Annotated in this window: 23 protein-coding genes; 8 read left to right on the top strand and 15 right to left on the bottom strand. The window is 72.5% G+C overall.

Translation table 11 applies throughout. From position 1 onward, the window contains the following. Positions 1–73: 73 nt before the first annotated feature. Positions 74–757 (bottom strand): GntR family transcriptional regulator, encoded by a 684-nt coding sequence (locus tag ABT112_RS09360; protein WP_351507328.1) that lies wholly within the window; start codon positions 755–757, stop codon positions 74–76. A gap of 286 nt (positions 758–1,043) precedes the next feature. After that, a complete protein-coding gene (locus ABT112_RS09355) occupies positions 1,044–2,576 on the bottom strand; it encodes an aldehyde dehydrogenase (NADP(+)) (RefSeq protein ID WP_351507326.1) in 1,533 nt (510 codons plus the stop codon). A 106-nt stretch (positions 2,577–2,682) separates the two neighbouring features. Between ABT112_RS09355 and ABT112_RS09350 the strand changes: the two genes are divergently transcribed. From ABT112_RS09350 to ABT112_RS09340, 3 genes are all read left to right on the top strand, one after another. Beyond that, positions 2,683–3,453, top strand: a complete 771-nt coding sequence (locus ABT112_RS09350; protein ID WP_351507324.1) for an IclR family transcriptional regulator — start codon at positions 2,683–2,685, stop codon at positions 3,451–3,453. 290 nt (positions 3,454–3,743) lie between these two features. Next, the gene (locus tag ABT112_RS09345; RefSeq protein WP_351507322.1) at positions 3,744–5,012 is read left to right on the top strand and encodes a sensor histidine kinase; all 1,269 of its coding nucleotides are present in this window, start codon (positions 3,744–3,746) and stop codon (positions 5,010–5,012) included. Continuing rightward, positions 5,009–5,671, top strand: a complete 663-nt coding sequence (locus tag ABT112_RS09340) for a response regulator transcription factor (protein WP_351507320.1) — start codon at positions 5,009–5,011, stop codon at positions 5,669–5,671. The genes ABT112_RS09345 and ABT112_RS09340 overlap by 4 nt, the downstream gene beginning before the upstream one ends. Positions 5,672–5,898: 227 nt before the next feature. Here the strand turns inward: ABT112_RS09340 and ABT112_RS09335 are convergent, their stop codons facing one another. Then, positions 5,899–6,669: a DUF5979 domain-containing protein gene (locus tag ABT112_RS09335; protein WP_351507319.1), complete on the bottom strand. Its 771-nt coding sequence runs from the start codon at positions 6,667–6,669 to the stop codon at positions 5,899–5,901. 815 nt (positions 6,670–7,484) lie between these two features. Here ABT112_RS09335 and ABT112_RS09330 point away from each other — a divergent pair. Both ABT112_RS09330 and ABT112_RS09325 read left to right on the top strand, forming a co-directional pair. Then, complete coding sequence (locus ABT112_RS09330) at positions 7,485–8,672, top strand: TerD family protein (RefSeq protein ID WP_351507375.1); 1,188 nt, start codon at positions 7,485–7,487, stop codon at positions 8,670–8,672. Between the two features lie 360 nt (positions 8,673–9,032). Beyond that, positions 9,033–9,854 (top strand): class I SAM-dependent methyltransferase, encoded by an 822-nt coding sequence (locus ABT112_RS09325; protein WP_351507318.1) that lies wholly within the window; start codon positions 9,033–9,035, stop codon positions 9,852–9,854. On the opposite strand, the gene ABT112_RS09320 is transcribed toward ABT112_RS09325, so the two are convergent. Together ABT112_RS09320 and ABT112_RS09315 are read right to left on the bottom strand one after the other, a co-directional pair. After that, on the bottom strand, positions 9,826–11,265 hold the full coding sequence (locus ABT112_RS09320) for an alkaline phosphatase PhoX (RefSeq protein WP_351507316.1): 1,440 nt from the start codon (positions 11,263–11,265) through the stop codon (positions 9,826–9,828). The genes ABT112_RS09325 and ABT112_RS09320 overlap by 29 nt on opposite strands. A gap of 364 nt (positions 11,266–11,629) precedes the next feature. Then, positions 11,630–13,120 (bottom strand): hypothetical protein, encoded by a 1,491-nt coding sequence (locus ABT112_RS09315; RefSeq protein ID WP_351507314.1) that lies wholly within the window; start codon positions 13,118–13,120, stop codon positions 11,630–11,632. A 191-nt stretch (positions 13,121–13,311) separates the two neighbouring features. Here ABT112_RS09315 and ABT112_RS09310 point away from each other — a divergent pair, with 191 nt between their 5' ends. Then, positions 13,312–15,144, top strand: a complete 1,833-nt coding sequence (locus ABT112_RS09310; RefSeq protein ID WP_351507311.1) for a DUF8508 domain-containing protein — start codon at positions 13,312–13,314, stop codon at positions 15,142–15,144. Between the two features lie 118 nt (positions 15,145–15,262). Next, positions 15,263–16,201 carry a 4-hydroxy-tetrahydrodipicolinate synthase gene (gene dapA, locus ABT112_RS09305; protein ID WP_351507309.1) on the top strand — a complete coding sequence of 313 codons (939 nt, stop codon included), beginning with the start codon at positions 15,263–15,265 and terminating at the stop codon, positions 16,199–16,201. A 41-nt stretch (positions 16,202–16,242) separates the two neighbouring features. Here the strand turns inward: dapA and dapD are convergent, their stop codons facing one another. The 10 genes from dapD to ABT112_RS09255 form a co-directional block, all read right to left on the bottom strand. Next, complete coding sequence (gene dapD / locus ABT112_RS09300; RefSeq protein WP_351507306.1) at positions 16,243–17,235, bottom strand: 2,3,4,5-tetrahydropyridine-2,6-dicarboxylate N-succinyltransferase; 993 nt, start codon at positions 17,233–17,235, stop codon at positions 16,243–16,245. Positions 17,236–17,505: 270 nt separating this feature from the next. Beyond that, positions 17,506–17,871, bottom strand: a complete 366-nt coding sequence (locus tag ABT112_RS09295; protein WP_351507304.1) for a VOC family protein — start codon at positions 17,869–17,871, stop codon at positions 17,506–17,508. Between the two features lie 84 nt (positions 17,872–17,955). Then, complete coding sequence (locus tag ABT112_RS09290; RefSeq protein WP_351507303.1) at positions 17,956–18,348, bottom strand: metal-sulfur cluster assembly factor; 393 nt, start codon at positions 18,346–18,348, stop codon at positions 17,956–17,958. Further along, positions 18,345–18,809 (bottom strand): Fe-S cluster assembly sulfur transfer protein SufU, encoded by a 465-nt coding sequence (sufU, locus tag ABT112_RS09285; protein WP_351507301.1) that lies wholly within the window; start codon positions 18,807–18,809, stop codon positions 18,345–18,347. The genes ABT112_RS09290 and sufU overlap by 4 nt, the downstream gene beginning before the upstream one ends. A gap of 29 nt (positions 18,810–18,838) precedes the next feature. Then, on the bottom strand, positions 18,839–20,095 hold the full coding sequence (locus tag ABT112_RS09280) for a cysteine desulfurase (RefSeq protein WP_351507299.1): 1,257 nt from the start codon (positions 20,093–20,095) through the stop codon (positions 18,839–18,841). 102 nt (positions 20,096–20,197) lie between these two features. Continuing rightward, entirely contained in the window at positions 20,198–20,965 is a 768-nt protein-coding gene (gene sufC, locus ABT112_RS09275; RefSeq protein WP_351507297.1) for a Fe-S cluster assembly ATPase SufC, read from the bottom strand. A 7-nt stretch (positions 20,966–20,972) separates the two neighbouring features. Further along, positions 20,973–21,296, bottom strand: a complete 324-nt coding sequence (locus ABT112_RS09270) for a non-heme iron oxygenase ferredoxin subunit (protein WP_351507295.1) — start codon at positions 21,294–21,296, stop codon at positions 20,973–20,975. Continuing rightward, on the bottom strand, positions 21,293–22,477 hold the full coding sequence (sufD, locus tag ABT112_RS09265) for a Fe-S cluster assembly protein SufD (RefSeq protein ID WP_351507294.1): 1,185 nt from the start codon (positions 22,475–22,477) through the stop codon (positions 21,293–21,295). The genes ABT112_RS09270 and sufD overlap by 4 nt, the downstream gene beginning before the upstream one ends. A gap of 188 nt (positions 22,478–22,665) precedes the next feature. Next, on the bottom strand, positions 22,666–24,087 hold the full coding sequence (gene sufB / locus ABT112_RS09260) for a Fe-S cluster assembly protein SufB (protein WP_351507292.1): 1,422 nt from the start codon (positions 24,085–24,087) through the stop codon (positions 22,666–22,668). Further along, the gene (locus tag ABT112_RS09255) at positions 24,084–24,884 is read right to left on the bottom strand and encodes a helix-turn-helix transcriptional regulator (protein WP_351507290.1); all 801 of its coding nucleotides are present in this window, start codon (positions 24,882–24,884) and stop codon (positions 24,084–24,086) included. Before ABT112_RS09255 ends, sufB begins: the two co-directional genes overlap by 4 nt. A 218-nt stretch (positions 24,885–25,102) precedes the next feature. Here ABT112_RS09255 and ABT112_RS09250 point away from each other — a divergent pair, with 218 nt between their 5' ends. Then, positions 25,103–26,083, top strand: a complete 981-nt coding sequence (locus ABT112_RS09250; RefSeq protein ID WP_351507288.1) for an ABC transporter ATP-binding protein — start codon at positions 25,103–25,105, stop codon at positions 26,081–26,083. The last annotated feature ends 89 nt before the right edge of the window (positions 26,084–26,172 follow it).

The following is a 26,172-nucleotide window of genomic DNA, read 5'->3' as shown; positions in this document are numbered from 1 at the left end:
ACGGGCGACGGGGGCACGACGGCGGGCGAGGCCGGGTGGCCGAAAATCGCCTGGCGCACCGCGTCTGCGGCGGCTATCCGCTGAGGTCGGCGGGGCGGGGCAGCGCGAACTCCTCGACGACGCCGATGCGGTGCAGGGTCGCGGAGACGTGCTGGTGCAGCAGCCCGCGGGCATCGCCGCCGCGGCCGATCGCCATGGCCTCGGCGATGGCGGCGTGCTCGGCGGCGTCGTTCTCCGGGTTGCCCGGCCCGACGGTGGAGGAGGCGGCGATGTGCCAGGTCCGGTCCCAGAGGGCGACGTGCATGTCGGCCACCACGGGGTTGCCGGCCGCGCGGACCAGCCGGGTGTGGAACGCCCGGCCCACCGCCATCGCCTCGTCGGGCGTGCCCACCTCATGGATCTCGCTCAGCAGCTCCCGGCCCAGTTCGCGCAGCTCGGTGCGGCTCCGGGCGGCGACGGAGTCCAGGGCGAAGATCTCCAGCAGCAGCCGGGCCTCCATGACGTCCCGGGCCTCCTGCAGGGTCGCGGGCAGGACCAGCGCTCCGCGGGTGGGGTAGAGCCGCAGGGCGCCCTCCTCCCGGAGCCGGGTGAAGGCGTCGTGCACCGCCTCGCCCGGCAGCCCGAGCTCGGTGGCCACGGTGTCCTCGTGCAGCAGCTCCCCCGGCCGGTAGGAGCCGTCGAGCAGCCGGGCCCTGACCTCGGCGTACGCTCGGTCCGTCGTCCGGGGTCCCGGGCTCTCGGGGCTCGTCTCCGGCATCACTCCATTGTCTCTGCTCCCGGCCCATCGGGCAGTTCCAGCCGCATCCGCAGGTGGGTCCCGCCGGGGGCGGGGTCCGGCTCGGGGCGCCGGTCATGATCGTCAGGAGGGCACCGGGGGTTCCCGGCCCGGTGGGGCGCTCCCGGGCGGGCCGTGCAGGCCGCCCGGGAGGGCCTCAGCGCACGGGCCCTCCGGGCGGCTCGGCTCTCTCGGGTCGCCCTGCGATTCAGGCGACTCGGCGTTCCGAGTCACCCGCCGTTCCCCTCGCGCCGGTGTCCCGGACCGCTCAGCGCTCCGGGCGGCCGTCGACCCGGCGGGGCAGCCCGAGGGGGTTTCCGTCGCGGAGCTCCGGCGGCAGCAGCGGGTCGGGGGTGTTCTGGTGGACGACCGGCCGCAGCCAGCGTTCGACGGCGGTGCCGCCGACCGAGGTGGAGACCGATGTGGTGGCCGGGTACGGGCCGCCGTGGTGCTGCGCCGGGGCGACGGCCACCCCGGTGGGCCACCCGTTGACCAGCAGCCGGCCCGCGAGCGGGGTGAGTTCGGCCAGCAGCCGCGCGGCCGGCCCGTCGCTCGTCGTGGCCTCCTCCGCGCCGAGGTGGACGGTGGCGGTGAGGTTTCCGGCGAGCCGGGCGAGGACCGCGGACACCTCCGCCGCGTCCGCGTACCGGGCGACGACCGTGACCGGGCCGAAGCACTCCTCCAGCAGCAGTTCGTGGCCGTCGCCCGCGGCGATCCGGGTGGCCGGGACGGTGAGGAAGCCGGCGCTGACGGCGTTCTCGCCGCTCTCCCCCGGGGTCACCGGGCTCTCGACGCCGGGCAGCGCGCTCCGTTCCCGCACGCCGGTGACGAAGGCCTCGTGCATCCGGGCGTCGAGCAGGACCCCTTCCGTGGTGTCGCTGACGGCCTCGGTGAGGGAGCGCACCAGGCGGTCGCCCGCCGCCCCGGCGGGGGCCAGGACGAGGCCCGGCTTGACGCAGAACTGTCCGACGCCCAGGGTCATCGACCCGGCGAGGCCGGTGCCGATCTCCTCGGCCCGCTCCGCCGCCGCGGCCTCGGTGACCACGACGGGGTTGAGGCTGCCCAGCTCGCCGTGGAAGGGAATGGGCACCGGGCGCGCGGCGGCGGCGTCGAAGAGGGCCCGGCCGCCCCGTACGGAGCCGGTGAACCCGGCGGCGGCCACCCGGGGGTGCCGTACCAGCTCCACCCCGGCGTCGAAGCCGTGGACCAGGCCGACCAGCGCCTCCGGCAGCCCGTGCCGCGCCGCCGCCCGGCGCAGCACGGAGGCGCACAGCTCGGAGGTGGCGGGGTGGTCGGGGTGCGCCTTGACGACGACGGGGCAGCCCGCGGCGAGCGCGCTGGCGGTGTCCCCGCCCGGCACGGAGAACGCCAGCGGGAAGTTGCTCGCCGCGTAGACGGCGACGACCCCGAGGGGCACCTTGTAGCGGCGCAGGTCGGGGCGGGGCACGGGGACCGCGTCCGGATCGGCGCGGTCGATGAGGATGTCCAGGAACGCGCCCTCCGTCACGGCCTCGGCGAAGGCACGCAGCTGGTGGGTGGTCCGCGCCAGTTCCCCGGTGAGCCGGCCGGGCCCCAGCGCCGTCTCGGCGTCGGCGGCCTCGACGACGAAGTCGCCGGCCGCGTCGAGGAGGTCGGCGGCGGTGCGCAGGAACGCGGCCCGGACGGCCCGGTCGGCGAGGGCCGGGCCCGCGGCGTCGGCGGCGCGGACCGTCCGGTCGACCTCCTCCGGTGTGGCCTCGACGGCGACCTGCTCCCGCTGCTTCCCGGTCCTGGGGTCGACACTCCAGACTGCTGCTGTCACCGCGCATCCTTCCGCGTGCCCACAGGTCGTTCGATAGGCTGAACGTTGTTCCTGATGATGAATGCTCCGGGGACAGTATTCCTGGCCAACGAGGGGGTCAAGGCCGATGCCGGCTGCGGAGACGGGCGGGGCTCCGGTGAAGTCCGCGGTGCGCACCGTGGAGTTGCTGGAGTTCTTCGCGAGCCGCCCCGGCCTGCACCCGCTGGCCGCCGTCCAGGAGGCCGTGGGCTACCCCAAGTCCAGCCTCTACATGCTGCTGCGCACCCTGGTGGAGCTGGACTGGGTGGAGACGGACGCGACGGGCACCCGGTACGGCATCGGCGTCCGCGCGCTGCTGGTCGGCACCGCGTACCTGGACGGCGACGAGGTGGTGGCCGCCGCCCGCCCGGCCCTGGACCGGCTGGCGGAGGACACCGGCGAAACGGTTCATCTCGCCCGGCTGGACGGCACCGACGTCGTCCACCTCGCGACCCGGCAGTCCCGGCACCACCTGCGGCCCTTCCCCCGGGTGGGGCGCCGGCTGCCCGCGCACTCGACGTCCCTGGGCCGGGCGCTGCTGGCCACGTACTCCGACGAGCAGGTGCGGGCGATGCTCCCGGCGGCGCTCACCCCGCTGACCGAGCACACGGTCACCGACCGGGAGCAGCTGATCGAGGAGCTGCACCGCATCCGGGAGCGGGGGTACGCCGTGGACCGCGAGGAGAACACGCTGGGGCTGTGCTGCTTCGGCGCGGCGCTGCCGTACCGCACCCCGGCCAGGGACGCGATCAGCTGCTCGGTGCCGGCGGCCCGGCTGACAGCGGAGCACGAACGGACGGTCCGGGAGGCCCTGTTCGCCGCCCGCGACCGGCTGCTCGTGGCCACCCGCCGGAGCTGACCCGGCCTCCCCCATGCGGCGGAGCAGGATCCTCACCGGGGCCGAGGCGCGGCCGGGGACGCCCCGCGAGAGTTGCGGGCATGGACGAGATCCCCCTCGGCTCCGCCCGGTCTCCGGCCGCGGCCGGAACGGCCGGTGGCGCCCCGGCCGTCGGGCCGGACCGGACGCCGCGGCGCGGCCGAGCGGCTCACCCCGTCGCGGAGCCTGGCCTACGCTGTCCGGATGACCGCCGGGATGCCCGTCGTCGCCGCCCGTTGCCCCGCCGGGCGCGCGGCGCGACGTCGTACGCCGTGAACGCCCTTCTCCGCAGTGCCGACGTGTTCCTGGGGCCGCGGGCGCGGACGGGCTGGGCCCATCTGGTGTTCGGCGGCGCCATGCTGATGCCGTATTACCTGGCGTCCTCGGTGCTGGTGGGACCACTGCTGGGCGAGGACGAGCCCTTCGGTTCCCTCGCCACCGTGCTGACGACGTTCGCCGTGGCCCTGCCCATCGTGGCCATGAGCGCGCTCCTCCCGCTCTCCCGGCCGCTCTCGCTGGGACTGCTGCACGCACTGCACGGAATCCCGGCCACCGAGTTGGCGAGCGGCCCGGCCCGGAGCACCGGGGCGCGGCTGCGCACCGTGGCCTGGTGCACCCTGCACTTCGGGGTCGGCGGGGTCATCAGCGGGATGAGCCTCGCGGTGCCGCCGTTCGCGTTCGCCCTCACGCTGCTGCCGTTCTCGGAGCGGCTGCGCCACCACGACCTGGTCCGCTTCGCGGCGTTCGACGGCCCCGCGCAGTGGGTCCTGTCCCCGCTCTCGGGCGTGGCGATGCTGATCGCGCTGGCGGGGGTCGCCGTCTCGACCGCCGAGTTGCTCGGCCGCGCCGCCCGCGTGCTGCTGGGGCCCACACCCTCCGACCGGCTCGCCGCCGCCGAGCAGCGGGCCACGGTGCTGGCACAGCGCAACCGGGTGGCCCGGGAACTGCACGACTCGGTGGGGCATGCGCTGAGCGCGGTGAGCCTGCAGGCGAGCGCGGCGCGCCGGGTGCTGGACGCCGATCCCGCGTTCGCCCGGCAGGCACTGGCCGCCATCGAGGAGACCGCCCGGCGGACCGTCGGTGAACTGGACGCCGTGCTGGGCCTGTTGCGGCAGGACGACGACGGGGACCGGGCGGCCGCACTGCCGTTGGGGCCGACGCTGGCGGAGCTGGACGAACTGCTGCTCCGCACCCGGGCGGCGGGCGTGACCATCGCCCCCTCGGTCTCGGGAGAGCTCGGGGCACTGCCGGACACGGTCTCCCGGGAGGCGTACCGGATCGTGCAGGAGGGCCTGAGCAACGCGCTGCGGCACGCCGGGCAGGTGCCCGTGCGCCTGCGGATCGCGGTGGAGAAAGAGGAGTTGGAGATCACCATGGAGAATCCGGTGCCCGCACGGGACCGCGTTCCGGACGAGGGCGGCGGCCGCGGCCTGCGGGGCATCGCCGAGCGCGCCACCCTGCTGCACGGCAGCGCACGGGCCGGGGAGGACGACGGGGTGTGGCGGCTCGCGGTGCGGCTGCCGACGGGAGGGGCCCGGTGACGCCCCTGCGGATCGTGCTCGCCGACGACGAGCAGCTGGTCCGGACGGCTCTGCGGGCGATTCTGGAGGCCGAGCCGGACATGACGGTCGTCGGGGAGGCCGCGACCGGCGCGGAGGCGGTGCCGCTGATCCGTGAACTCCGCCCGGATCTGGTGCTGATGGATGTGCGGATGCCGGAGATCGACGGCATCCGGGCCACCGAACAGCTGCTCCGCACCATGCCGGAACCGCCGCGCGTGGTCGTGGTGACGACCTTCGAGAACGACTCCTACGTCTATGACGCGCTGCGGGCCGGGGCCAGCGGCTTCCTGCTCAAACGCTCGGGGGCGGAGGAGCTGGTGCAGGCGGTCCGGCTGGTCGCCCGCTGCGATTCGCTGCTGTTCCCGGCCGCGGTACGGGCACTGGCCGCCGAGCACGCGCCCGCACCCCGGGCGGGCGGCCCCGGCGCGCCCTGGCTGAACCGGCTCACCGACCGGGAGGCGGAGGTGCTGCGGCTGATGGCGTCGGGGCTGTCCAACGCCGAGATCACCGAACGGCTCCGGGTGGGCCCCGCGACGACCAAGACGCATGTGGCGGGGGTGCTCACCAAGCTCGGGGTGCGGGACCGCACCCAGGCGGTGATCGCCGCCTACGAGTCCGGCTTCCTCCGGCCCGGGTGAGGCGGCGGCGGGGCGTGCGGGGTGCCTCGGCGATCGGCTCGACGGTCGCCTTCGGTGCGGAGGCGGTCGCGGGGCGCGGGGCGTGGGGGCGTGGGGGCGCCCTGCCGGGGCGGGCGCACGGGGTGCACAGGCTGTCACGTGCGAAGTGAGCGCCTGTGCACCTCCGGTGCAACCGTGATGCGGTCGCGGGGGCCGGTCTCCGGGAGTCCGGTTTCCGAGCGTGGGGTTCAGCCCACGCGCTCGATGCGGGCGTTGCGGATCAGGTTCTTCCCCGGCTCCCGGACCTCCTCGAACGCCGCGTTGTTCAACAGCGCACAGCTACCGGACGGCCCCGTCACCGACACCGTCGTCGACTTGTCGTTGTCCAGGTTCGTCACCTTCAGCTTCGTCCCCACCGGGAACTCACCACTCGTCGCACCCGGAGCCCCGCCCTCACCCGACAGCGTCACCGTCGAACCCGGGCAGACGACCTCACCCTTCGCCTCCGCACCGCCCGCGTCGGCTCCCGCACCCGCGTCGTCCGCGGCGCCGCCGTTGCCCGCGCCGTCCGCCGGGGGCTGTTCCGCGGACTGGCCCGCGTCTCCGCCGCCTTCGCCGCCTTCACCCACGCGCTCGATCCGGGCGTTGCGGATCAGGTTCTTCCCCGGCTCCCGGACCTCCTCGAACGCCGCGTTGTTCAACAGCGCACAGCTACCGGACGGCCCCGTCACCGACACCGTCGTCGACTTGTCGTTGTCCAGGTTCGTCACCTTCAGCTTCGTCCCCACCGGGAACTCACCACTCGTCGCACCCGGAGCCCCGCCCTCACCCGACAACGTCACCGTCGAACCCGCGCAGACGACCTCACCCTTCGCCTCCGCACCGCCCGCACCGGACGCCATGCCGGTGCTGGCGTTACTGGTCGCCGCCATCACCCCGGCCCCGGTGCCGGCGAGGGCGAAGGCGCCGACCAGCAGGGCGAGCTTCTTCTTGCGGCTGACGGTCCTCTTGTGTGCCATGTCTGACTCCTTTTCTGGGCGTTCCGCGTTCTCATACGGAGGGAGTCGCGCTTCGTTTCAAGGCCCCCGGAAAATAATCGCGCGAATCTGCCGGAGAATTGCCTCCGAGGGCACTCCGCCACTCCCTCCCATAAAGCAGCCTTAAGGCTTAATGAAGCTTTAAGGCAGGAGGGTTTTCCCCGCCGCCGCAGCCGTCGCCCCGGGAAGCGAGTGGACGATCACCCAGGTCAGCACGGTAGATCCGGGCGCGGGAGGGGTGTCGCGCGCCGGCAGGGAAAGCGTGGCCGGCACCCCGGACGGAAAAGTCCGGCCCCCGTCGGAGCGCCGCGCAAATCCTTCGCGTGCGACCTTGGCAGACCACCGAAGGGTACTTTCCGACGCGCCGGAGAGCCTTGCATTCCGGCCTTCCACCCCGAAACCGGGCGCTCCTCCTGACGGAACCCGCGGGAGAATCCTGGATTCCGGATCGGCTCCCGGGTGCCCCACCCGCCCGGCTCCGGAGCGCCGTTGACGCCGCGAAGTGCCCGATCACGACCCAGATCTCCGGTCATGACCCAGGCCTCCGGCCGCGACGAAGGCCTCGGGCGGACGCGCCGCGGCGGGGACGCCTGTCGAGGTGCGGTGGCCGGTACGCCCTGCCGGCGGACGGCGGATCCGGCCCGTCACGGAAGGCCACGGACGGCCGCGGGAGACGGCGGACGGCTGCGGGAGGCCGCGGAAGCCGGGCGGACGGCCGCGGGAGACGGCGGAGGAAGGCAGCCGGAAGGTAATGGAACCGTAAACCCGTCTCGCTCGTTACCCCGGACATGACCGCAATGACCCCTGGCTCGAACATTCCGCTGTCCGTCCCCCGCGTGGTGGTGGACGTCAGCGCCCCGGTCCGTCTCGATGTGTCGGGCCTGCTCCTCACCGCGGACGGAAAGGTGCGCTCGGACGACGACTTCGTCTTCTACAACCAGCCCAACGGCCCGGGGGTGACCCACCGGGCGGGCGGCGGAGCCGGGCCGGACTCGGTCACCGTGGACACCGCCGCCGTCCCCGCGGACATCGAGAAGATCGTCGTGACGGCGAGCCTCGACGCCTCCGGGGCGACCTTCTCCGGCACCGAACCCACCGCGACCCTCCGGAGCGCCGACGACGGCAGCGTGCTGGCCACGTTCACCCCGCCCCGGTTGAGCGAGGAGACCGCCCTGGTGGTCATGGAGGTCTACCGCCGGGCCGGAGCGTGGAAGGCCCGCGCCGTCGGCCAGGGCTATGCGAACGGGCTGGCGGGCATCGCGACGGACTTCGGCGTGAGCGTCGAGGAGCCGGCCGCTCCCCCCGCTCCGGCGGCCGCCCCCCAGCCTCCGGCGCAGCCCGCGGCGGCACCCGCCGCGCCGGCCGCGCCCGCAGCGGCCCCGGCCGCCCCGCCGGCGCCGGGCACCGGGAAGATCAACCTCGACAAGGGGCGGGTGAACCTCCAGAAGAACCAGACCGTCTCCCTGGTGAAGGGCGGCGCCCCGCTGCTCAGCTCGGTCCGGATGGGGCTCGGCTGGGAACCGGCCTACCGCGGCAAGGACATCGACCTGGACGCCTCGGTCATCGCCTACGGCCCCGACCGCAAGAAGGTCGACACCTGCTACTTCGGCAAGCTCGCCATCCTGAACGGCGCCATCCAGCACTCCGGGGACAACCTCACCGGCGAGGGCGGCGGTGACGACGAGGCGATCACCGTGCACCTCGGCGGCCTGCCCCCGAACGTCACCGGGCTGGTCTTCACCGTGAACTCCTTCTCCGGCCAGCGGTTCTCCGAGGTCGCCAAGGCGTACTGCCGGCTGCTCGACGCGGGCACCGGCGAGGAGCTGGTGCGCTTCGACCTGACGGGCGCGGAGCCGCGGACGGGCGTGATGATGTGCAAGCTGATCCGCCAGTTCTCCGGCGAATGGGAGATGACGGCGATGGGTGAGTACGTCGACTCCCGCACGGTGCGGGGCATGGTCAAGCCGGGCGGGCAGGCGCTGTAGCTGCCCGGGAGGCGCCGGGCGCCGGGAGATCACGAACCGGGGTGGGCCGGTCACGGCGGAACGCTTGCCGTGACCGGCCCACCCCGGCCCCGTACGCTCCGGGCCCCCATTGCCCCGGGCCTCTTCGGCTCCGGGACCCCGTCGCCCCCGGGACCTCATCGGCCCCGTGGCCCTCGTACGATTCCGTGGCTCCCGGCCGGCCCCCGTACCCCCTGTACGGCACCGCGCCCGTACGGGGCCGGGGGCCGTTCGGGATCCGTAGGAAGCCCGGGCTCCGGGTCGTGAACTCGCGGCGTTGCGTGGCAAGGTGAGAGCACGTGGGCAGGCTCTCCGACGCCCCGACGAAGCGAGGAAAGCCCCATGGCGCAGCGACAGCCGCTACCGGAACAGGTCGACAAGACCTACGGCCCGTTCGACCTCAGTACCGTGCCGGCCTTCACGGGTGGCTTCATCAACTTCGGTTACTGGCGGGACATCCCGGTCGGGCGCCCCCTCACCGGGGAGGACCGGCTCCGCACCGAGCAGGAGCTCTACCGGGTCGTGCTGCGCGAGTTCGACCGCACCGTGGGGCTCGACGCCGTCGACGTCGGCTGCGGCATAGGGCTCGGGGCCGCCCTCGCGCTGCGCGAGTTCGGCTTCGGCGAGGTGTGCGGTCTGGACGTGCACCCCGAGCAGCTGGACCGGGCCCGGTACGCGAACGCGGCCCTCCTGACCGAACTGCCCTCACGGCTCCGCTATGTGTGCGGCGCCGCCGAGAGCATGCCCCTGCCCGACCTCTCCGTCGACTGCCTCTACTCCGTGGAGTCCGCCCAGCACTTCCCCGACATGCCCGGCTTCGCAGACGAGGCCGCCCGGGTGCTGCGCCCCGGCGGCCGGCTGGCGGTGGCGACGTTCTTCGCCACGAGCCGGCACGCGGCCCGGGCGCTTCCCGGGCTGCTGCCCAGCTACGCGGACCGGCTGGACCATCCGCACGTCATCGGCCTGTTCGTGGAGGACCTGGCCGCGGCCGGGCTGCGGAACGTCACGGCCCGCTCGATCGGTGAGGACGTCTGGGCGGCCTACGACCGCTGGCTCGCCCAGACGCCCCTGGAGTACCTCTGGCCCCGCCGCTTCCTGGAGGCGTACGAGACCGGGCTGCTCGACTACTACGTGGTCACCGCTGACGCCGCCACGGCCCGGTGATCGCCAGCATGATCCCCGGCTCCTGGATGTTGGCGAACAGCGTCCGCCCGTCCGGGGAGAACACCACACCGGTGAACTCGCTGAACTCCGGCTCCCCGGCGGTGCCGATGTTGAGGTCGTTGCGCGCGATCGGGTAGGTCTCCCCGCTGTCCGTGGCGCCGAAGAGGTGCTGGACGCCCTCGCCGTCCTCGGCGATGACCAGGCCCCCGTACGGGGAGACGGTGATGTTGTCCGGGCCGTCGAACGCCCCGTCCTCGCCGGGGTTCCGGTTGACGCCCAGCAGCACCTTGAGGGTCAGGGTCCGGCGGCGCGGATCGTAGAACCAGACCTGGCCGTCGTGCGCGACCGGGCTCTCCTCCCGGGCGTAGGAGGACACGAAGTACGCGCCGCCGTCCGCCCACCACATGCCCTCCAGCTTGCGGCCCCGGGTGACCTCGCCGTCGGCGAACTGCTTGCGCACCGGCTTCGTCCGGGCGTCCCGGTCGGGCACGTCGACCCAGTCCACGCCGTAGACCGTGCCGGTGCGCGTGGCCCGGGACAGGTCGTCGACGAACCGGCCGCCCGAGTCGAAGCACTTCGGCGCCTGGAGCACCCCGGCGTCGTCGGCCAGCGTCCGCAGCCGGCCGCGGCCGTGCCGGAAGCCGTGCGGCGGCACCCAGCGGTAGAACAGGCCGTTCGGGCCGGAGGCGTCCTCGGTCAGATACAGATGGCCGCGCCGCTGGTCGACGACCACGGCCTCGTGCGCGTACCGGCCCAGGGCCTTGACCGGCCGGGGTGCACGGTTGGCGCGCCGGTCCTGCGGGTCGACCTCGAAGACGTAGCCGTGATCCTTGGTCATCCCGTGCTCGCCGGCCCGGTCCTCGCTCTCCTCGCAGGTGAGCCAGGTGCCCCACGGGGTGCTGCCGCCCGCGCAGTTGGTGGACGTACCGGCGATGCCGACCCACTCGGCGACCTGTCCGTGCCGGTGCACCTCGACCACCGTGCAGCCACCCGAGGCGGCCGGGTCGTAGACGAGACCCTCGGTGAGCGGGACCGGGTGGTCCCAGTCGGCCCGGGGGCCCTTGAGCTCGTGGTTGTTGACCAGCAGCGTCACCCCGCGCCGGCCCTCGAAGGCGGCCGTGCCGTCGTGGTTGGAGGGGGTGTACTCCCCGGACTCCAGCCGGGTCTCCCCGCTGCGGGTGATGATCCGGTACGAGAACCCGGCGGGGAGGGCGAGGATGCCGTCCGGGTCGGCCACGAGCGGCCCGTAGCCGGTCCTCCCTCCGGCGCCGGCCTCACCGGTGCCGGTGTCCCCGGGCTCGGATCCGAGGGCGCCGGGGGCGGTGCCCAGTACGCCGACACTGCCGGCGAGGGCGACCCCCGCCCCGGTGGCGGCCGAGCGCTTCGCGAAGTCTCTGCGGGTGAGCGGCATCGTGAACTCCTGAGTGGCCGGATCTGTCCCCTTGGTCTGCCGCTCCCACGCTGCCGCGCTCTCTCGAACGGCGGCTGAACTCGACACGACATCCCCGGGCCGATAGGGGATCCGTTCCCCTCTCCGCGTTCCTGCCGCTGTCACCCCTCATCCACGCAGAACAGCAGGAAATGGCCGATATCGCACCATGGCCCGGCAGGCGGGCGCTCCGGCGGCGGCCCCGGCAGCCCGCACCGGAAGACCACGCCGGGCCACCCCTACAGAATCCGCGCACCCCCGCGCCCACGGAACCCCGGGGCGACCACAGGGCCGGGCGCCCGAACGTCAGGCGGTCAGGTGATCTGGCGGTCAGGTGATCAGGCGGTCAGCGCCCCGACGCCGACCGGGCCTTGAAGGCCGCCTTCCGCGCCTCCTTGGCCAGCTTCTTGTCCGGGTGCAGCCGGCCCATCGCCTCCAGGACCTCCGCCGCCGCCGGGTGGTCCACCCGCCAGGCGGCCTCGAAGAACCCGCTGTGCTGCCCGACGACGCCCTCGACCAGCTCCCGCAGCTCCGCGGTGTCCTCCACCCGGTCGAGCTGGGCCGCGATGGTGTCGATCGTCAGCCAGAACACCATGTCCTGGGGCGGCGGCGGCACATCCGTGATGCCGCGCTCGGCGAGCCCCACCCGGGCGAGACCGCCCAGCCGCGGGTCGTCGAGCACCTCGCGGAGCGCGGTCGCGGCCTCCGGGCCGACCATCAGCAGCGCCTGCTGGCAGGCGAGCCGCCGCAGCGGGGCCTGCGGATCGTCCCCGCGGGCCGCCGCGAGCAGCTCACGGGTGGCGTCCGTGCCGTCACGCCGGGCGAGCCACGCCTCGAGCTCCCCCTGGGCGACCATCTCCGGGTAGCCGGGCAGCCGGTCCAGCAGGACGTCGGCGCCCTTGTCGGCGAGATCGCCGACGGCCGGGGCGTCCACTCCGGCCTCCAGCATCCGGGCCCGTACGCCGTAGACGCCGAGCGGCGTGAGCCGGACCATGCCGTAGCGCGAGACGTCCGCGTCGTCCGCTGCCGCGCCGTCCGGCGCCGCGCCGCCCTCCGCTCCCAGCTCCGCGATCAGCGTCTCGTCCACCGGCCGGTACTCGACGAGGCCGATGGGGGCGAGCAGCCGGAACTGGTCGTCGAGCCGCATCATCGCCTCGGACACGTCCTCCAGCACCTCGTCCGTGGGCTCGTCCATGTCCTCGGGGACGATCACGGAGGCGGCCAGCGCGGGCAGCGGCACGGCGGAGTCGCCCGAGCCGTCGTCGAGCACGGTGAGCAGGTAGAGGTTGCCGAGCACGCTGTCCAGGAAGTCGGCCTCCTCCTCCGGGTCCCAGTCCAGGGCGTCGAGGTCCAGCTCGCCGCCCTCGCCGATGTGCTCCACGAGGTCGGCGATGTCGGGCGCGGCGGCGTCGTCGAGGACGGTGTCGAGCCCGTCCAGCCAGAGGTCGAGGATGTCGCGGGGGCTGCCGGAGGTGACGAGCGCGGCGGCCTCCCCGGGGGTGGCGGTTCCGGCCGCCCCGTCCTCGGCGCCGGCCGCTTCCCCGGCCCCGTCCGGTGCGTCCTCCTCGACGTCCACCAGCCCGGTGTCGACGGCCAGCCGCCAGGCCTCCCCGGCGTGTGCCGGGCCGTCCTCGTCCTCGGTGAGCCCCAGGTGCGCGACGGCCTCCCGCAGCCCCTCGTCCAGAAGTTCGCCGCCGGCCCCCACCGGCGTCCCCGGACCGGCCCAGCGCGCGAGGCGTACTGCACGGGCGAGGAGCGGGGCCGCGAGGGCGTCGCGGGCCAGCTCGGCCTCCGAGGGCAGGCGCACCGGCGGCATGATGGGGCGGTCTCCGGACATCGGGGGATTCTCCTCGGGACGCGGGTCTGGCACCGCCCAAGCCTAGACGGATTTCCCCCCATCCCACCCGGTTCATGTACCTGACAGGAGCAATACATCGGAGATCCCTTGACAACTCCGTTGACAACACAGGACATTGACGCGCGTAGAGCATCTTTCTACTCCACCCCTCACCCTTTCCGGAGACGTTGATGTCCGCTCACCCCATCCGCAGACCGGCGACGTTCGCCGCGCTGATCGCCGCCGCCATGGCGACCGGTCTGCTGGCAGCGCCGCAGTCGGCGAGCGCCGCCGATGTGCGTATCCACGACATCCAGGGCAACACCCGGATATCCCCGCTGGCGGGTAAGACGGTGACCGATGTGCCGGGCACCGTCACCGCCGTCCGCTCCTTCGGCTCCGCCCGCGGCTTCTGGCTCCAGGACCCGGACCCGGACCGCGACCAGGCCACCAGTGAAGGCGTGTTCGTCTACACCGGCTCCAAGACCCCCGAAGTGGCGGTGGGCGACTCCGTGCGGGTGTCCGGCACCGTCACCGAGTACTACCCCGGCGGTGCGGCGTCGGGCGTCCAGTCGGTCACCGAGATCAGCAAGCCCACCTGGACGGTGGCCTCCTCGAAGAACCCGCTGCCCGAGACCTTCCGGCTCAACGCCGCCTCCCTGCCGAACCGTTACTCCCCCACGGCCGACGGCGGGGACGGCAACGTCGAGTCGCTGCCGCTGGCCCCGCGCAGCTACGCCCTCGACCGGTACGAGTCCCTGGAGGGCATGCTCACCCAGGTCAAGGACGCCCGGGTGGTCGGCGCCGCGAGCGAGCACAACGAGCTCTGGGTGACGGCCGAGCCGAAGCAGAACAGCACGGTCCGCGGCGGCAGCCTGTACGGCTCCTACGGCCAGCAGAACGGCGGCCGGGTGAAGGTCGCCTCGCTGCTCCCGCTCGCGGAGCGGCCGTTCCCGCAGGCGAACGTCGGCGACCGGCTCACCGGGGTCACCTCCGGCCCGCTGGACTACGACCAGTTCGGCGGCTACGAGGTCCAGGCCACCGCGCTCGGCGCGCTGGAGGACAACAAGCTCCAGCGCGAGAAGACCCGCAAGCAGGCGGAGTCCGAACTCTCCGTCGCCACCTACAACGTGGAGAACCTCTCCCCGAAGGACACGCAGGCGAAGTTCGACCGGCTCGCCGGGGCCGTCGTGGAGAACCTCTCCTCCCCCGACGTCATCGCGCTCGAGGAGGTCCAGGACGACAACGGCCCCACCAACGACAAGGTGGTGTCCGCCGACGCCACCCTGAAGAAGCTCACCGAGGCGATCGCCGCCGCGGGCGGCCCGTCCTACGCCTGGCGCCAGATCGACCCGGCCGACGACCAGGACGGCGGCCAGCCCGGCGGCAACATCCGGGTGGCCTTCCTCTACAACCCGCAGCGGGTCTCGTTCACCGATGTGGCCGGCGGCGACGCCACCACCGCGGTGACCCCGGTGAAGTCCGCCGGCGGCGCGGCGCTGTCCGCCAACCCCGGCCGGATCGAGCCGGCCGACGAGGCCTGGAAGAACAGCCGGAAGCCGCTGGCCGCCCGGTTCACCTTCCGCGGCAAGCCGGTCTTCGTCATCGCCAACCACTTCAACAGCAAGGGCGGCGACCAGGGCCTGGACAGCCGGTTCCAGCCTCCGGCGCGGCCCTCCGAGACCCAGCGGACGGCGCAGGCGAAGGTGGTCAACACCTGGCTGAAGTCGCTGCTAGCCATCGACGCAAAGGCCCGGGTCGTCGTCGCGGGCGACCTGAACGACTACGACTTCTCCCCCGCCCTCGACGCCCTCACCGCCGGCCGGGCGCTCACCGACCAGGTGAGCCGCCTGCCGCGCGCCGAGCGGTACGGCTACGTCTTCAACGGCAACTCGCAGGTGCTGGACCACATGCTGACGAGCCGGGGCATCCGCAAGCCGGACTACGACATCGTCCACGTCAACGCGGAGTTCGCCGACCAGGTGAGCGACCACGACCCGCAGGTGCTGCGCTTCCGGCCGTGAACCGGAAGCACCTCGTAGATCTGCTGACACGTTGAGTGAGCAGATTTAAGTGGATCATTGCGGACGGGAGGGGCGAGACTCGGCAGAGTCCCGCCCCTCCTCTCCGGAAGGTCACTCCATGTCCGCAGTCCGCCCCTTCGGCCGCACCCTGTGCGCCATGGTCACCCCGTTCACCGACGACGGTTCGCTCGACCTCGACGGCGCCCAGCGGCTCGCCACCCATCTGGTGGACCGCGGAGGCTGCGACGGTCTGGTGCTGAACGGCACCACGGGCGAGTCGCCCACCACCACCGACGCCGAGAAGACCCGCCTGGTCGAGGCCGTGGCCGAGGCCGTCGGGGACCGGGCACGGATCACGGCCGGGGTGGGGAGCAGCGACACCCGGCACACCATCGGGCTGGCCCGGGCCGCCCAACGGGCAGGCGCCCATGGGCTGTTGGTGGTCACGCCGTACTACAGCCGCCCGCCGCAGGAAGCGGTCGAGGCGCACTTCCGCGGCGTCGCGGACGCGGTGGAGCTCCCGGTGATGCTCTACGACATCCCGGGCCGCACCGCCACCCGGATCGAACCGGCGACCATGATCCGGCTGGCCGGGCATCCGCGCATCGCCGGGGTGAAGGACTGCGCCTACGACGTCCTGGGCATCTCGAAGGTCCTCAGCGACACCGGGCTCGCCGTCCACTCCGGCTGCGACGAGATGAACCTGCCGCTCTACGCCATCGGCGCGGCCGGGGTCGTCAGCACCGTGGCGAACGTCGCCGGGCCGGAGATCCGGGCGGTGCTCGACGCCCATGACCGCGGCGACACCGCCGAGGCCGCGCGCCTGCACCGGCGGCTGGTCCCGCTGACCGAGCTCATGATGGCCGGCGGCCTCCCCGGCGCCGTCACGGCGAAGGCGCTGCTCAACGCCCTGGGGCTGCCGGGCGGACCGGTGCGCGGACCACTGCAGCCCGCCGGTCCGGAGCGGACCGACGGGCTGCTGGACGCCCTCGCGCGGCTGCGCCGCGCAGCCCCCGTCGCGGTGCCGAGGCCGGGTTCCGTCGAGATCCGGAGCTGACCTCGCGGAGCCGGCCGGCGCACACCGGCGGGGGCGGGTGATCAGTTGTGGCTGTGCAGCGCCTCGTTGAGGCCGCCCCAGGAGCCGCTGCGCTGGAGCACCTCGACCCGCCCGGTGGTGGAGTTCCGCCGGAACAGCAGGTTGTTGGCGCCGGAGAGCTCCAGCGCCTTGACCACGGTGCCGTCCGGCAGGGTGACCCGGGTACCGGCGGTCACGTACAGGCCGGCCTCCACGATGCAGTCGTCGCCGAGGGCGATGCCGATGCCGGCCTCGGCGCCGAGCAGGCAGCGCTCACCGATCGAGACGATCTGCTTGCCGCCGCCCGACAGGGTGCCCATGATCGACGCGCCACCGCCGATGTCGGAGCCGTCGCCCACCACGACACCGGCGCTGATCCGGCCCTCGACCATGGAGGTGCCCAGGGTGCCGGCGTTGAAGTTGACGAAGCCCTCGTGCATGACCGTGGTGCCGGCGGCCAGGTGGGCGCCGAGCCGGACCCGGTCGGCGTCCGCGATGCGCACCCCGGACGGAGCGACGTAGTCGGTCATCCGCGGGAACTTGTCGACGCTGGTCACCGCGAGGTGCAGGCCCTCGGCGCGGGCGGCGAGCCGCACGGTCTCCAGCCGGTCGACGGCCACGGGGCCGAGGCTCGTCCAGGCGACGTTGGCGAGCAGCCCGAAGATGCCGTCCAGGCTCTGCCCGTGCGGACGCACCAGACGGTGGCTGAGCAGGTGGAGCCGGAGGTACGCGTCGTGCGCGTCGAGCGGCTTGTCGTCCAGGGAGGCGATGACCGTGCGGACGGCGACGATCTCGACCCCGCGGCGGTGGTCCGGGCCGAGCGCGGCCGGTGCCTTCTCGCCGAGCAGCTCGGCGGCGCGCTCGGCGCTCAGCCGCTCGGTGCCCGCCGGGCCGGGCTCGGCGACGAGCTCGGGAGCGGGGAACCAGGTGTCGAGCACGGTGCCGTCGGCGGTGACAGTGGCGAGGCCGGCGGCGACGGCGCCGGTGGAACGGGAAGCGGTAGCAGCATCGGTCATGGTCGAACGCTAACCGGCCCGGGCCCCCGGACGCTAACCGGTCTCAGTGCGCAGACCTCCTGCACAGCGGCGCCGTCACCCCGCCGGAGACCGGCCGCGGGCGGGAACGGGCCGTCGGGCGGGCCCCTGCCGGAAGCGGCCCTCCGGCGCGGGCCGCGGACCCGCCCGGCCGACAGCCCCCCTCCGGGCCCCGACGGGCACGGCCCTCCGGCGCCTGCCCGCGGACCGGGTCGCCGGACGACCGTCCTCCGGCCCCGGCGGGCACGGGGCTCAGTCGAGCAGGGTCTCCTTGGGGCGCAGCACGCAGAACTCGTTGCCCTCCGGGTCCGCCAGTACCACCCAGGTCACGTCCGCGCCCTGGCCGACGTCGGCACGCCGCGCACCGAGCGCCAGCAGCCGCGCCACCTCGGCCTCCTGGTCGTCCGGGCTGAGGTCGAGGTGCAGCCGGTTCTTCACCGTCTTGCCCTCGGGCACGGGCAGGAAGACGATCCCGGGCCAGGTGTCCGGTCCGGCGCCGATGACGACCTCCTCGGGGTGGTCGAACAGCACCGCCCAGTCGAGCACCTGGCACCAGAAGCGGGCGAGTCCCCGGACGTCATGCGCGTCCACGGCGATCTGGAACAGCGAAACGGCCATGCCCGCCAGTCTTCCCGGCGGGCATGGCCGTGTCAGCACGACAGGCGGTCCCGGACGCGCGGTCCGGGACGTCCGGTCACGCTCTCAGACGTTGAAGCCGAGCGCGCGCAGCTGCTCGCGCCCGTCGTCGGTGATCTTGTCCGGGCCCCACGGCGGCATCCAGACCCAGTTGATCCGGAGCTCGTTGACCAGACCCTCGGTCACGGACTTCGCCTGGTCCTCGATGACGTCGGTCAGCGGACACGCCGCGGACGTCAGCGTCATGTCGATCGTGGCGATGTTGGCGTCGTCGACGTGGACCCCGTAGATCAGGCCCAGGTTGACGACGTCGATGCCCAGCTCGGGGTCGACCACGTCCATCAGGGCCTCGGTGACCTCGTCGACGGTGGCCGTACCGGCCCCGGGGGTCGCGGGGGTCGCGGGGGTCCCAGGGGCCTCGGGGGTCTCGGTCGCGTTCTCGGTGGCGTTCTCGGTCATGCCGTCTTCCTCGCAGCCTCGTCGCCCAGTGCCTGGGCAGTGGCGTCCTTCCAGGCCATCCAGCTCAGCAGAGCACACTTGACCCGGGCCGGGTACTTGGAGACGCCGGCGAACGCGACCGCGTCCTCCAGCACCTCCTCCATCGCGTCGTCCGGCTCGATGCGGCCCTTGGACTGCATCAGCTCCAGAAACGTTTCCTGAATGCGCTGCGCCTCGGCGAGGTCCTTGCCCACCAGCAGCTCGTTCAGCACCGAGGCACTGGCCTGGCTGATCGAGCAGCCCTGGCCGTCGTACGAGACGTCCTCGACGGTCCCGCCGTTCAGCCGGACGCGCAGCGTGATCTCGTCACCGCATGTGGGGTTGACGTGATGCACTTCGGCGTCGCCGTCGCGCAGCCCGCGCCCGTGCGGGTGCTTGTAGTGGTCCAGGATCACTTCCTGGTACATCGAATCAAGCTTCACGAGTCAGCCTGTCCTCACTGCTCTGCCGGTCAACCGAAAAAGTTCCGTACGTACTCCAGGCCCTCGACCAGGGCGTCCACCTCGGCGGGAGTGGAGTACAGATAGAACGACGCTCGCGTGGTCGCGGGAATTCCGTACCGCAGGCAGACCGGCCGTGCGCAGTGGTGGCCCACCCGGACCGCGATGCCCTGCTCGTCGAGCACCTGCCCCACGTCGTGGGGGTGGATGTCCCCGAGTGTGAAGGAGATCGCCGCTCCGCGGTCCTCGGCCGTGGTCGGGCCGATGATCCGCAGGTCGGGGACCTCCTGGAGCCGCTTCACCGCGTACTCGGTGATCGCGTGCTCATGGGCCTGGATGTTGTCCATGCCGATCGAGGTCAGATAGTCCACGGCCGCGCCGAGGCCCACGGCCTGCGCGATCGGGGGCGTTCCGGCCTCGAACTTGTGGGGCGCGGGAGCGTAGGTCGACGAGTGCATCGACACGGTCTCGATCATCTCGCCGCCGCCGAGGAACGGCGGCAGGTCCTCGAGGAGCTCCTGCCGGCCCCACAGCACGCCGATGCCGGTCGGACCGCACATCTTGTGGCCGGTGAAGGCCACGAAGTCCGCCTGGAGCGCCTGCACGTCCAGCGTCATGTGCGGCGCGGCCTGCGAGGCGTCGATCAGCACCAGGGCGCCGACCTCCTGCGCCCGGCGCACGATGGCCTCGACCGGGTTGAGCGTGCCCAGGATGTTGCTGACCAGCACGAACGAGACGATCTTCGTCTTCTCGGTGATGATCTGGTCGATGTTGGAGAGGTCGAGCCGGCCGTCGTCGGTCAGGCCGAACCACTTCAGCTTCGCGCCGGTGCGCTGCGCCAGCAGCTGCCACGGCACGATGTTGGAGTGGTGCTCCATCTCCGTGATGACGATCTCGGTCTCGCGGTCCACGCGGTAGGGCTCCTCGGCCCAGCCCAGCATGTTGGCCACGAGGTTGAGCGACTCGGAGGCGTTCTTGGTGAAGATCACCTCGTCGCGGCTGGGCGCGTTGATGAACGCCGCGACCTTGTCGCGCGCGCCCTCGTACAGCGCCGTGGCCTCCTCGGCGAGGACATGCACGCCGCGGTGGACGTTGGCGTTGTACCTCTCGTAGTACCCGCTCAGGGCATCGAGCACCTGCCGCGGCTTCTGCGAGGTCGCCGCGTTGTCCAGGTACACGATCTTCTTCCCGTCGTGGACCGTACGGTCCAGGATGGGAAAGTCCTTGCGGATCGCCTCGGTGTCGAGGAGGCCCGGCAGTGTCGTCACGCCCCTTGCCCTCCGTTCGTCCCCGGAGCCTTCGCCCGGGTGGTGTCCCCGTCCCCGCCGGTGCGGCGGGGACGGGGCGTGTCAGTCTCCTGACGGGGAGCGTCACTCACCCGTCGTGCCGGCCTTCACATAGGCCTCGTAGCCCTCGTTCTCCAGCTTGTCCGCGAGCTCCGGGCCGCCGGACTCGGCGATCCGGCCGTTCGCGAAGACGTGGACGCGGTCGGGCTTGATGTAGCGCAGGATGCGCGTGTAGTGGGTGATCAGCATGGTGCCGACCTCGCCGCCCTCACGGACCCGGTTGACGCCCTCGGAGACGATGCGCAGCGCGTCGACGTCCAGGCCGGAGTCGGTCTCGTCGAGGATCGCGATCCGCGGCTTGAGCAGCTCGAGCTGGAGGATCTCGTGGCGCTTCTTCTCACCGCCGGAGAAGCCCTCGTTCACGTTCCGCTCGGCGAAGGACGGGTCGATGTTGAGGCGCTCCATGGCCTCCTTGACCTCCTTCACCCAGGTGCGCAGCTTGGGGGCCTCGCCCCGGACCGCGGTCGCGGAGGTGCGGAGGAAGTTGGAGACGGAGACGCCGGGCACCTCGACGGGGTACTGCATCGCGAGGAAGACGCCGGCGCGGGCGCGCTCGTCGACGGACATCTCCAGGACGTCCTCGCCGTCCAGGGTCACGGTGCCACCGGTGATCGTGTACTTCGGGTGGCCGGCGAGGGAGTAGGCCAGGGTGGACTTGCCGGAGCCGTTCGGGCCCATGATGGCGTGGGTCTCGCCCTGCTTCACGGTCAGGTCGACGCCGCGCAGGATCTCGCGGGGCCCGTTCTCGGCCTCGACGGAGACGTGCAGGTCGTGGATCTCAAGCGTTGCCATGGGTGTCTCAGGACTCCTGGGTGACGGAGACGAGCACGTCGTCCCCTTCGATCTTTACGGGGTATACGGGCACGGGGCGCGTCGCGGGGAGACCGGACGGCTTGCCGGTGCGCAGGTCGAAGCTCGACCCGTGCAGCCAGCACTCGATCTGGCAGTCCTCCACCTCGCCCTCGGAGAGCGAGACGTTGGCGTGCGAGCAGATGTCGTTGACCGCGAACACCTCGCCCTCGGTGCGGACGACGGCGACCGGGGTCCCGCCGAGCTCCACCCGCTTGGGCGTGTCCTCCTCGAGGTCGCCCAGCGCGCAGGCGCGTACGAAGGTGTCGCTCATGCCACGGACGCTTCCAGCTCGGCGTCGATCTTGGCGATCAGCCGCTCCTCGACGTCCGGCAGGCCGATCTGCTGGACGAGCTCGGCGAAGAAGCCGCGGACGACCAGCCGGCGGGCCTCGTCGGCCGGGATGCCGCGGGCCATCAGGTAGAAGAGCTGCTCGTCGTCGAAGCGGCCGGTCGCCGAGGCGTGGCCGGCACCGACGATCTCGCCGGTCTCGATCTCCAGGTTGGGGACCGAGTCGACGCGGGCACCGTCGGTGAGCACCAGGTTGCGGTTGAGCTCGTAGGTGTCGGTGCCCTCGGCGGCGGCCCGGATGAGGACGTCGCCGATCCACACCGCGTGGGCGCCCTGGCCCTGCAGCGCGCCCTTGTAGGTGGCGTTGCTGCGGCAGTGCGGGGTGTTGTGGTCGACGAAGAGCCGATGCTCGTGGTGCTGGCCGTCGTCGGTGAAGTACAGGCCGAGCAGCTCGGCCTCGCCGCCGGTACCCGCGTAGTTGACCCGCGGGTGGAGGCGGACCAGGTCGCCGCCGAAGGAGACCACGATCGACTTGAAGGAGGCGTCCCGGCCCACGAGCGCGTTGTGCTGCGCGGCGTGGACGGCGGTGTCGTCCCAGTCCTGCACGGAGACGACGGTGAGCTTGGCACCGTCCCCGAGGAGGAAGTCGACGTTGGCGGCCAGCACCGCGTCGCCGGTGTGGTCGATCACGACGACCGCCTCGGCGAAGGCGCCGAGCTCGATCACCTGGTGGCCGAAGGCGGTGCCGCCCTCGCCGTGCACGGCGATCCGGATCGGCTCGGTCAGCACGGCGTCCTTGGGCACCGAGACGACCGAGGCCTTCTCGAAGGAGGAGTAGGCCTGGGCCGCGACGCGGTCCACCGGGACACCGGCCTTGCCGACCCGGGCGTCGTCCCGGCCGACGGTCTCGACGCTCACCCCGTCGGGCGCGCTGACCTCGACCTTGACGCCGCCGCCGTTCGCCACGGCGGTGCCGTCGTGCAGGCCCTTGAGCCGCTCGAGGGGAGTGAACCGCCACTCCTCCTCACGGCCGTGCGGGACCGGGAAGTCCGCCACGTCGTAGGACGGCGGCGCACTCATCCGAGTGGCGACGGTGGACTCCGCGGCCACCGCGATGGACCCGGTGGTGGTGGCACCCGCCGGAATGTTCTGAGCCTCAGCCATGGCTGTCGTCGTGCTCTCTCTCTGCCTGATTGGGTTCGCTCGCCTCCGGTCGGTCCCACCGGATCCCGGGGTTCGGCGGTCCGTGCCCCGCACGGTCCTCCTCGCCCCGGGAGCGGCGCGTCCTTCGGTCCGCTCACGCTTCACGGGTCGGCCCCGCGCAGCGGGGCCCGGGTACGGACGGCTGGAGGTCAGCCGACCGCGCCCTCCATCTGCAGCTCGATCAGCCGGTTGAGCTCGAGCGCGTACTCCATGGGGAGCTCGCGCGCGATCGGCTCGACGAAGCCGCGCACGATCATCGCCATCGCCTCGACCTCGCTCAGACCGCGGCTCATCAGGTAGAAGAGCTGGTCGTCACTGACCTTCGACACGGTCGCCTCGTGGCCCATGGACACGTCGTCCTCGCGGACGTCCACGTACGGGTAGGTGTCCGAGCGCGAGACCGTGTCGACGAGCAGGGCGTCGCAGAGCACGTTGGACTTGGAGCCCTCGGCGCCCTCGCCGATCTCGATCAGACCGCGGTAGGAGGTCCGGCCGCCGGCCCGGGCCACCGACTTCGAGACGATGTTGGAGGAGGTGTGCGGCGCCATGTGCACCATCTTGGCGCCGGCGTCCTGGTGCTGGCCCTCGCCCGCGAAGGCGATGGACAGGGTCTCGCCCTTGGCGTGCTCGCCCATCAGGTAGACGGCCGGGTACTTCATGGTGACCTTGGAGCCGATGTTGCCGTCGACCCACTCCATGGTCGCGCCCTCGTACGCCACGGCACGCTTGGTGACCAGGTTGTAGACGTTGTTCGACCAGTTCTGGATGGTCGTGTAGCGGCAGCGGGCGCCCTTCTTCACGACGATCTCGACGACCGCGGAGTGCAGCGAGTCCGACTGGTAGATCGGCGCGGTGCAGCCCTCGACGTAGTGGACGTAGGCGTCCTCGTCGACGATGATCAGCGTCCGCTCGAACTGGCCCATGTTCTCGGTGTTGATCCGGAAGTAGGCCTGGAGCGGGATCTCCACGTGCACGCCCTTCGGCACGTAGATGAAGGAGCCGCCGGACCACACCGCCGAGTTCAGCGAGGCGAACTTGTTGTCACCGACCGGGATGACGGTGCCGAAGTACTCCTTGAAGAGCTCCGGGTGCTCCTTCAGCGCCGTGTCGGTGTCCAGGAAGATGACGCCCTGCTCCTCCAGGTCCTCGCGGATCTGGTGGTAGACGACCTCGGACTCGTACTGGGCGGCGACACCGGCGACGAGGCGCTGCTTCTCGGCCTCCGGGATGCCCAGCTTGTCGTAGGTGTTCTTGATGTCCTCGGGCAGGTCCTCCCAGGAAGCGGCCTGCTTCTCGGTGGAGCGCACGAAGTACTTGATGTTGTCGAAGTCGATGCCCGACAGGTCGGAGCCCCAGGTCGGCATGGGCTTCTTGCCGAACAGCTTGAGGCCCTTGAGGCGCAGCTTCAGCATCCAGTCCGGCTCGGACTTCTTCGCGGAGATGTCGCGGACGACCTCCTCCGACAGACCACGCTTCGCGGAAGCGCCGGCGACGTCGGAATCGGCCCAGCCGTACTCGTACTTACCCAGGCCCTCCAGCTCGGGGTGGGCAGTCTCCGTGGGGAGCGTCATGCGGGGTTCCTCCCGGACGTGCTTGCAGATGCTGTGGACGTATGCGTGGTGCGCGGTGTGCTGCGGTTCTTCGGAACGAAGGTCGTGCACACCCCGTCGCCATGAGCGATCGTGGCCAGTCGCTGGACATGTGTACCGAGCAGGCGGGAGAAGACCTCGGTCTCCGCCTCGCACAGCTGCGGGAACTGCTCGGCGACATGGGCGACCGGGCAGTGGTGCTGGCAGAGCTGCTCGCCGACCGGTGCGCTGCGCGCCGTAGCAGCGTACCCGTCGGCGGTCAACGCCCTGGCCAGGGCCTCGGTCCGGTGTTCGGGGTCGGCACCCTCCACGGCTTCGCGGTAGGCGACGGCCTGGGCGGCGAGGCGGGCGCGGGCGAACGCGGCGACCGCGGCGTCGCCCAGCTCTCCGCCGCCGGCCGTCTGCGCGATCCAGCGCAGGGCATCGGCGGCGAGGCTGTCGTACGCCTGGTCGAAGGCGTCCCGACCGCAGTCGGTGAGGGCGAAGGCCTTGGCGGGGCGGCCGCGGCCGCGCGAGCCGTAGACCCGCTGCTCGCGGGGCTCGACGACATTGTCGGCGACCAGCGAGTCGAGGTGGCGGCGGACCGCGGCCTGGGTCAGCCGGAGCCGCTGAGCGAGCTCGGCCGCCGTGGACGGGCCGTGGTCGAGGATCGACCGGGCGACCCGGTTGCGGGTGCTGCGCTGGCCGTCGTCCTCGAAGGTTGCGGTGTGAGCAGGCGTGACGGACCCGGCGGTCTCCTCGACCGCCGCAGCCTTCGCAGCCTCACTCGCGTATTTCACAACGTCATTGTTGCGTAATTCTCGGCGCGGCGACAACCCACGATCCGGCCGCATCCAGGTGTGCTCGATCACTTAGGGTTACCTAATGCGCCGGTGACCAGGTCGGGGGACGGCCCGGTGGGCGGACCGGTGGGCGGATCGGTGGGCGGATCGTCGGGTACGGACGACTTCGGGACCTGGCGGTCGGGCCCCGGGCCGCGGTTCGTAGACTCTCCGGCATGCGAAGCGAGCCCTCCCCCAGCCGAATTCCCCGGCCCACGCCGGCCGAGGCACCCGGGGAGGTTCCCGCCGTCGAGGTCCGCGGGCTGGTGAAGCGGTACGGGACGAAGACCGCGGTGGACGGCCTCGACCTGACCGTCCGGCCCGGCACCGTCACCGCGGTCCTCGGCCCCAACGGCGCCGGGAAGACCACCACCGTCGAGAGCTGCGAGGGCTACCGCCGCCCCGACGCGGGCACCGTGCGGGTCCTCGGCCTCGACCCGGTCGCGGACGCCGCGGCGCTGCGCCCCCGTATCGGGGTGATGCTCCAGTCCGGCGGCGTCTATCCGGGGGCCCGCGCGGAGGAGATGCTGCGCCACACCGCCCGGCTGCACGCCCACCCGCTCGCCGTGGACCCGCTGATCGAACGCCTGGGGCTGGGCGGCTGCGGCCGCACCGCCTACCGGCGGCTCTCCGGCGGCCAGCAGCAGCGCCTCGCCCTCGCCATGGCCGTCGTCGGCCAGCCCGAGCTCGTCTTCCTCGACGAGCCGACCGCCGGTCTCGACCCGCAGGCCCGGCGGGCCACCTGGGAGCTGGTCCGCGAGCTGCGGGCCGACGGCGTCACGGTGGTCCTGACCACCCACTTCATGGACGAGGCCGAGCAGCTCTCGGACGACGTCGCGATCATCGACGGCGGCCGGGTGGCCGCCCAGGGCAGCCCCGAGGAGCTGTGCCGGGGCGGCGCCGAGAACACCCTCCGGTTCACCGGCCGGCCCGGGCTGGATCTCGCCGCGCTGCTCAAGGCCCTCCCGGCCGACACCGCCGCCGCCGAGCTGACGCCCGGCACGTACCGCGTCACCGGCAGGATCGACCCGCAGCTGCTGGCCACCGTGACCTCCTGGTGCGCCCAGCACGGCGTGATGCCCGACCGGATCTCGGTCGAGCGCCACACCCTGGAGGACGTCTTCCTGGAGCTCACCGGCAAGGAGCTGCGCGTATGAACCACGCTCACACCGGCACCTGCCGGGGGTCCGGGGGTTGCTCCCCGGGCGGACACAGCCTGGAGCTCACCGGCAAGGAGCTGCGCGTA

Source organism: Streptomyces sp. NPDC002055, assembly GCF_040296705.1.
Lineage (GTDB): Bacteria > Actinomycetota > Actinomycetes > Streptomycetales > Streptomycetaceae > Streptomyces.
The sequence above is the reverse complement of the archived record's forward strand: the minus strand, read 5'-3'. Positions and strand labels throughout refer to the sequence as shown.

Coding starts and splice junctions, on each gene's coding strand:
- ABT112_RS09270 (WP_351507295.1), bottom strand. CDS start 21,296: ATGAGCGACACCTTCGTACGCGCCTGCGCGCTGGGCGACCTCGAGGAG.
- dapA (WP_351507309.1), top strand. CDS start 15,263: ATGTCCGCAGTCCGCCCCTTCGGCCGCACCCTGTGCGCCATGGTCACC.
- ABT112_RS09335 (WP_351507319.1), bottom strand. CDS start 6,669: ATGGCACACAAGAGGACCGTCAGCCGCAAGAAGAAGCTCGCCCTGCTG.
- sufB (WP_351507292.1), bottom strand. CDS start 24,087: ATGACGCTCCCCACGGAGACTGCCCACCCCGAGCTGGAGGGCCTGGGT.
- ABT112_RS09360 (WP_351507328.1), bottom strand. CDS start 757: ATGCCGGAGACGAGCCCCGAGAGCCCGGGACCCCGGACGACGGACCGA.
- ABT112_RS09250 (WP_351507288.1), top strand. CDS start 25,103: ATGCGAAGCGAGCCCTCCCCCAGCCGAATTCCCCGGCCCACGCCGGCC.
- ABT112_RS09320 (WP_351507316.1), bottom strand. CDS start 11,265: ATGCCGCTCACCCGCAGAGACTTCGCGAAGCGCTCGGCCGCCACCGGG.
- ABT112_RS09310 (WP_351507311.1), top strand. CDS start 13,312: ATGTCCGCTCACCCCATCCGCAGACCGGCGACGTTCGCCGCGCTGATC.
- ABT112_RS09350 (WP_351507324.1), top strand. CDS start 2,683: ATGCCGGCTGCGGAGACGGGCGGGGCTCCGGTGAAGTCCGCGGTGCGC.
- sufD (WP_351507294.1), bottom strand. CDS start 22,477: ATGGCTGAGGCTCAGAACATTCCGGCGGGTGCCACCACCACCGGGTCC.
- ABT112_RS09315 (WP_351507314.1), bottom strand. CDS start 13,120: ATGTCCGGAGACCGCCCCATCATGCCGCCGGTGCGCCTGCCCTCGGAG.
- dapD (WP_351507306.1), bottom strand. CDS start 17,235: ATGACCGATGCTGCTACCGCTTCCCGTTCCACCGGCGCCGTCGCCGCC.
- ABT112_RS09330 (WP_351507375.1), top strand. CDS start 7,485: ATGACCCCTGGCTCGAACATTCCGCTGTCCGTCCCCCGCGTGGTGGTG.
- ABT112_RS09325 (WP_351507318.1), top strand. CDS start 9,033: ATGGCGCAGCGACAGCCGCTACCGGAACAGGTCGACAAGACCTACGGC.
- ABT112_RS09295 (WP_351507304.1), bottom strand. CDS start 17,871: ATGGCCGTTTCGCTGTTCCAGATCGCCGTGGACGCGCATGACGTCCGG.
- ABT112_RS09290 (WP_351507303.1), bottom strand. CDS start 18,348: ATGACCGAGAACGCCACCGAGAACGCGACCGAGACCCCCGAGGCCCCT.
- sufC (WP_351507297.1), bottom strand. CDS start 20,965: ATGGCAACGCTTGAGATCCACGACCTGCACGTCTCCGTCGAGGCCGAG.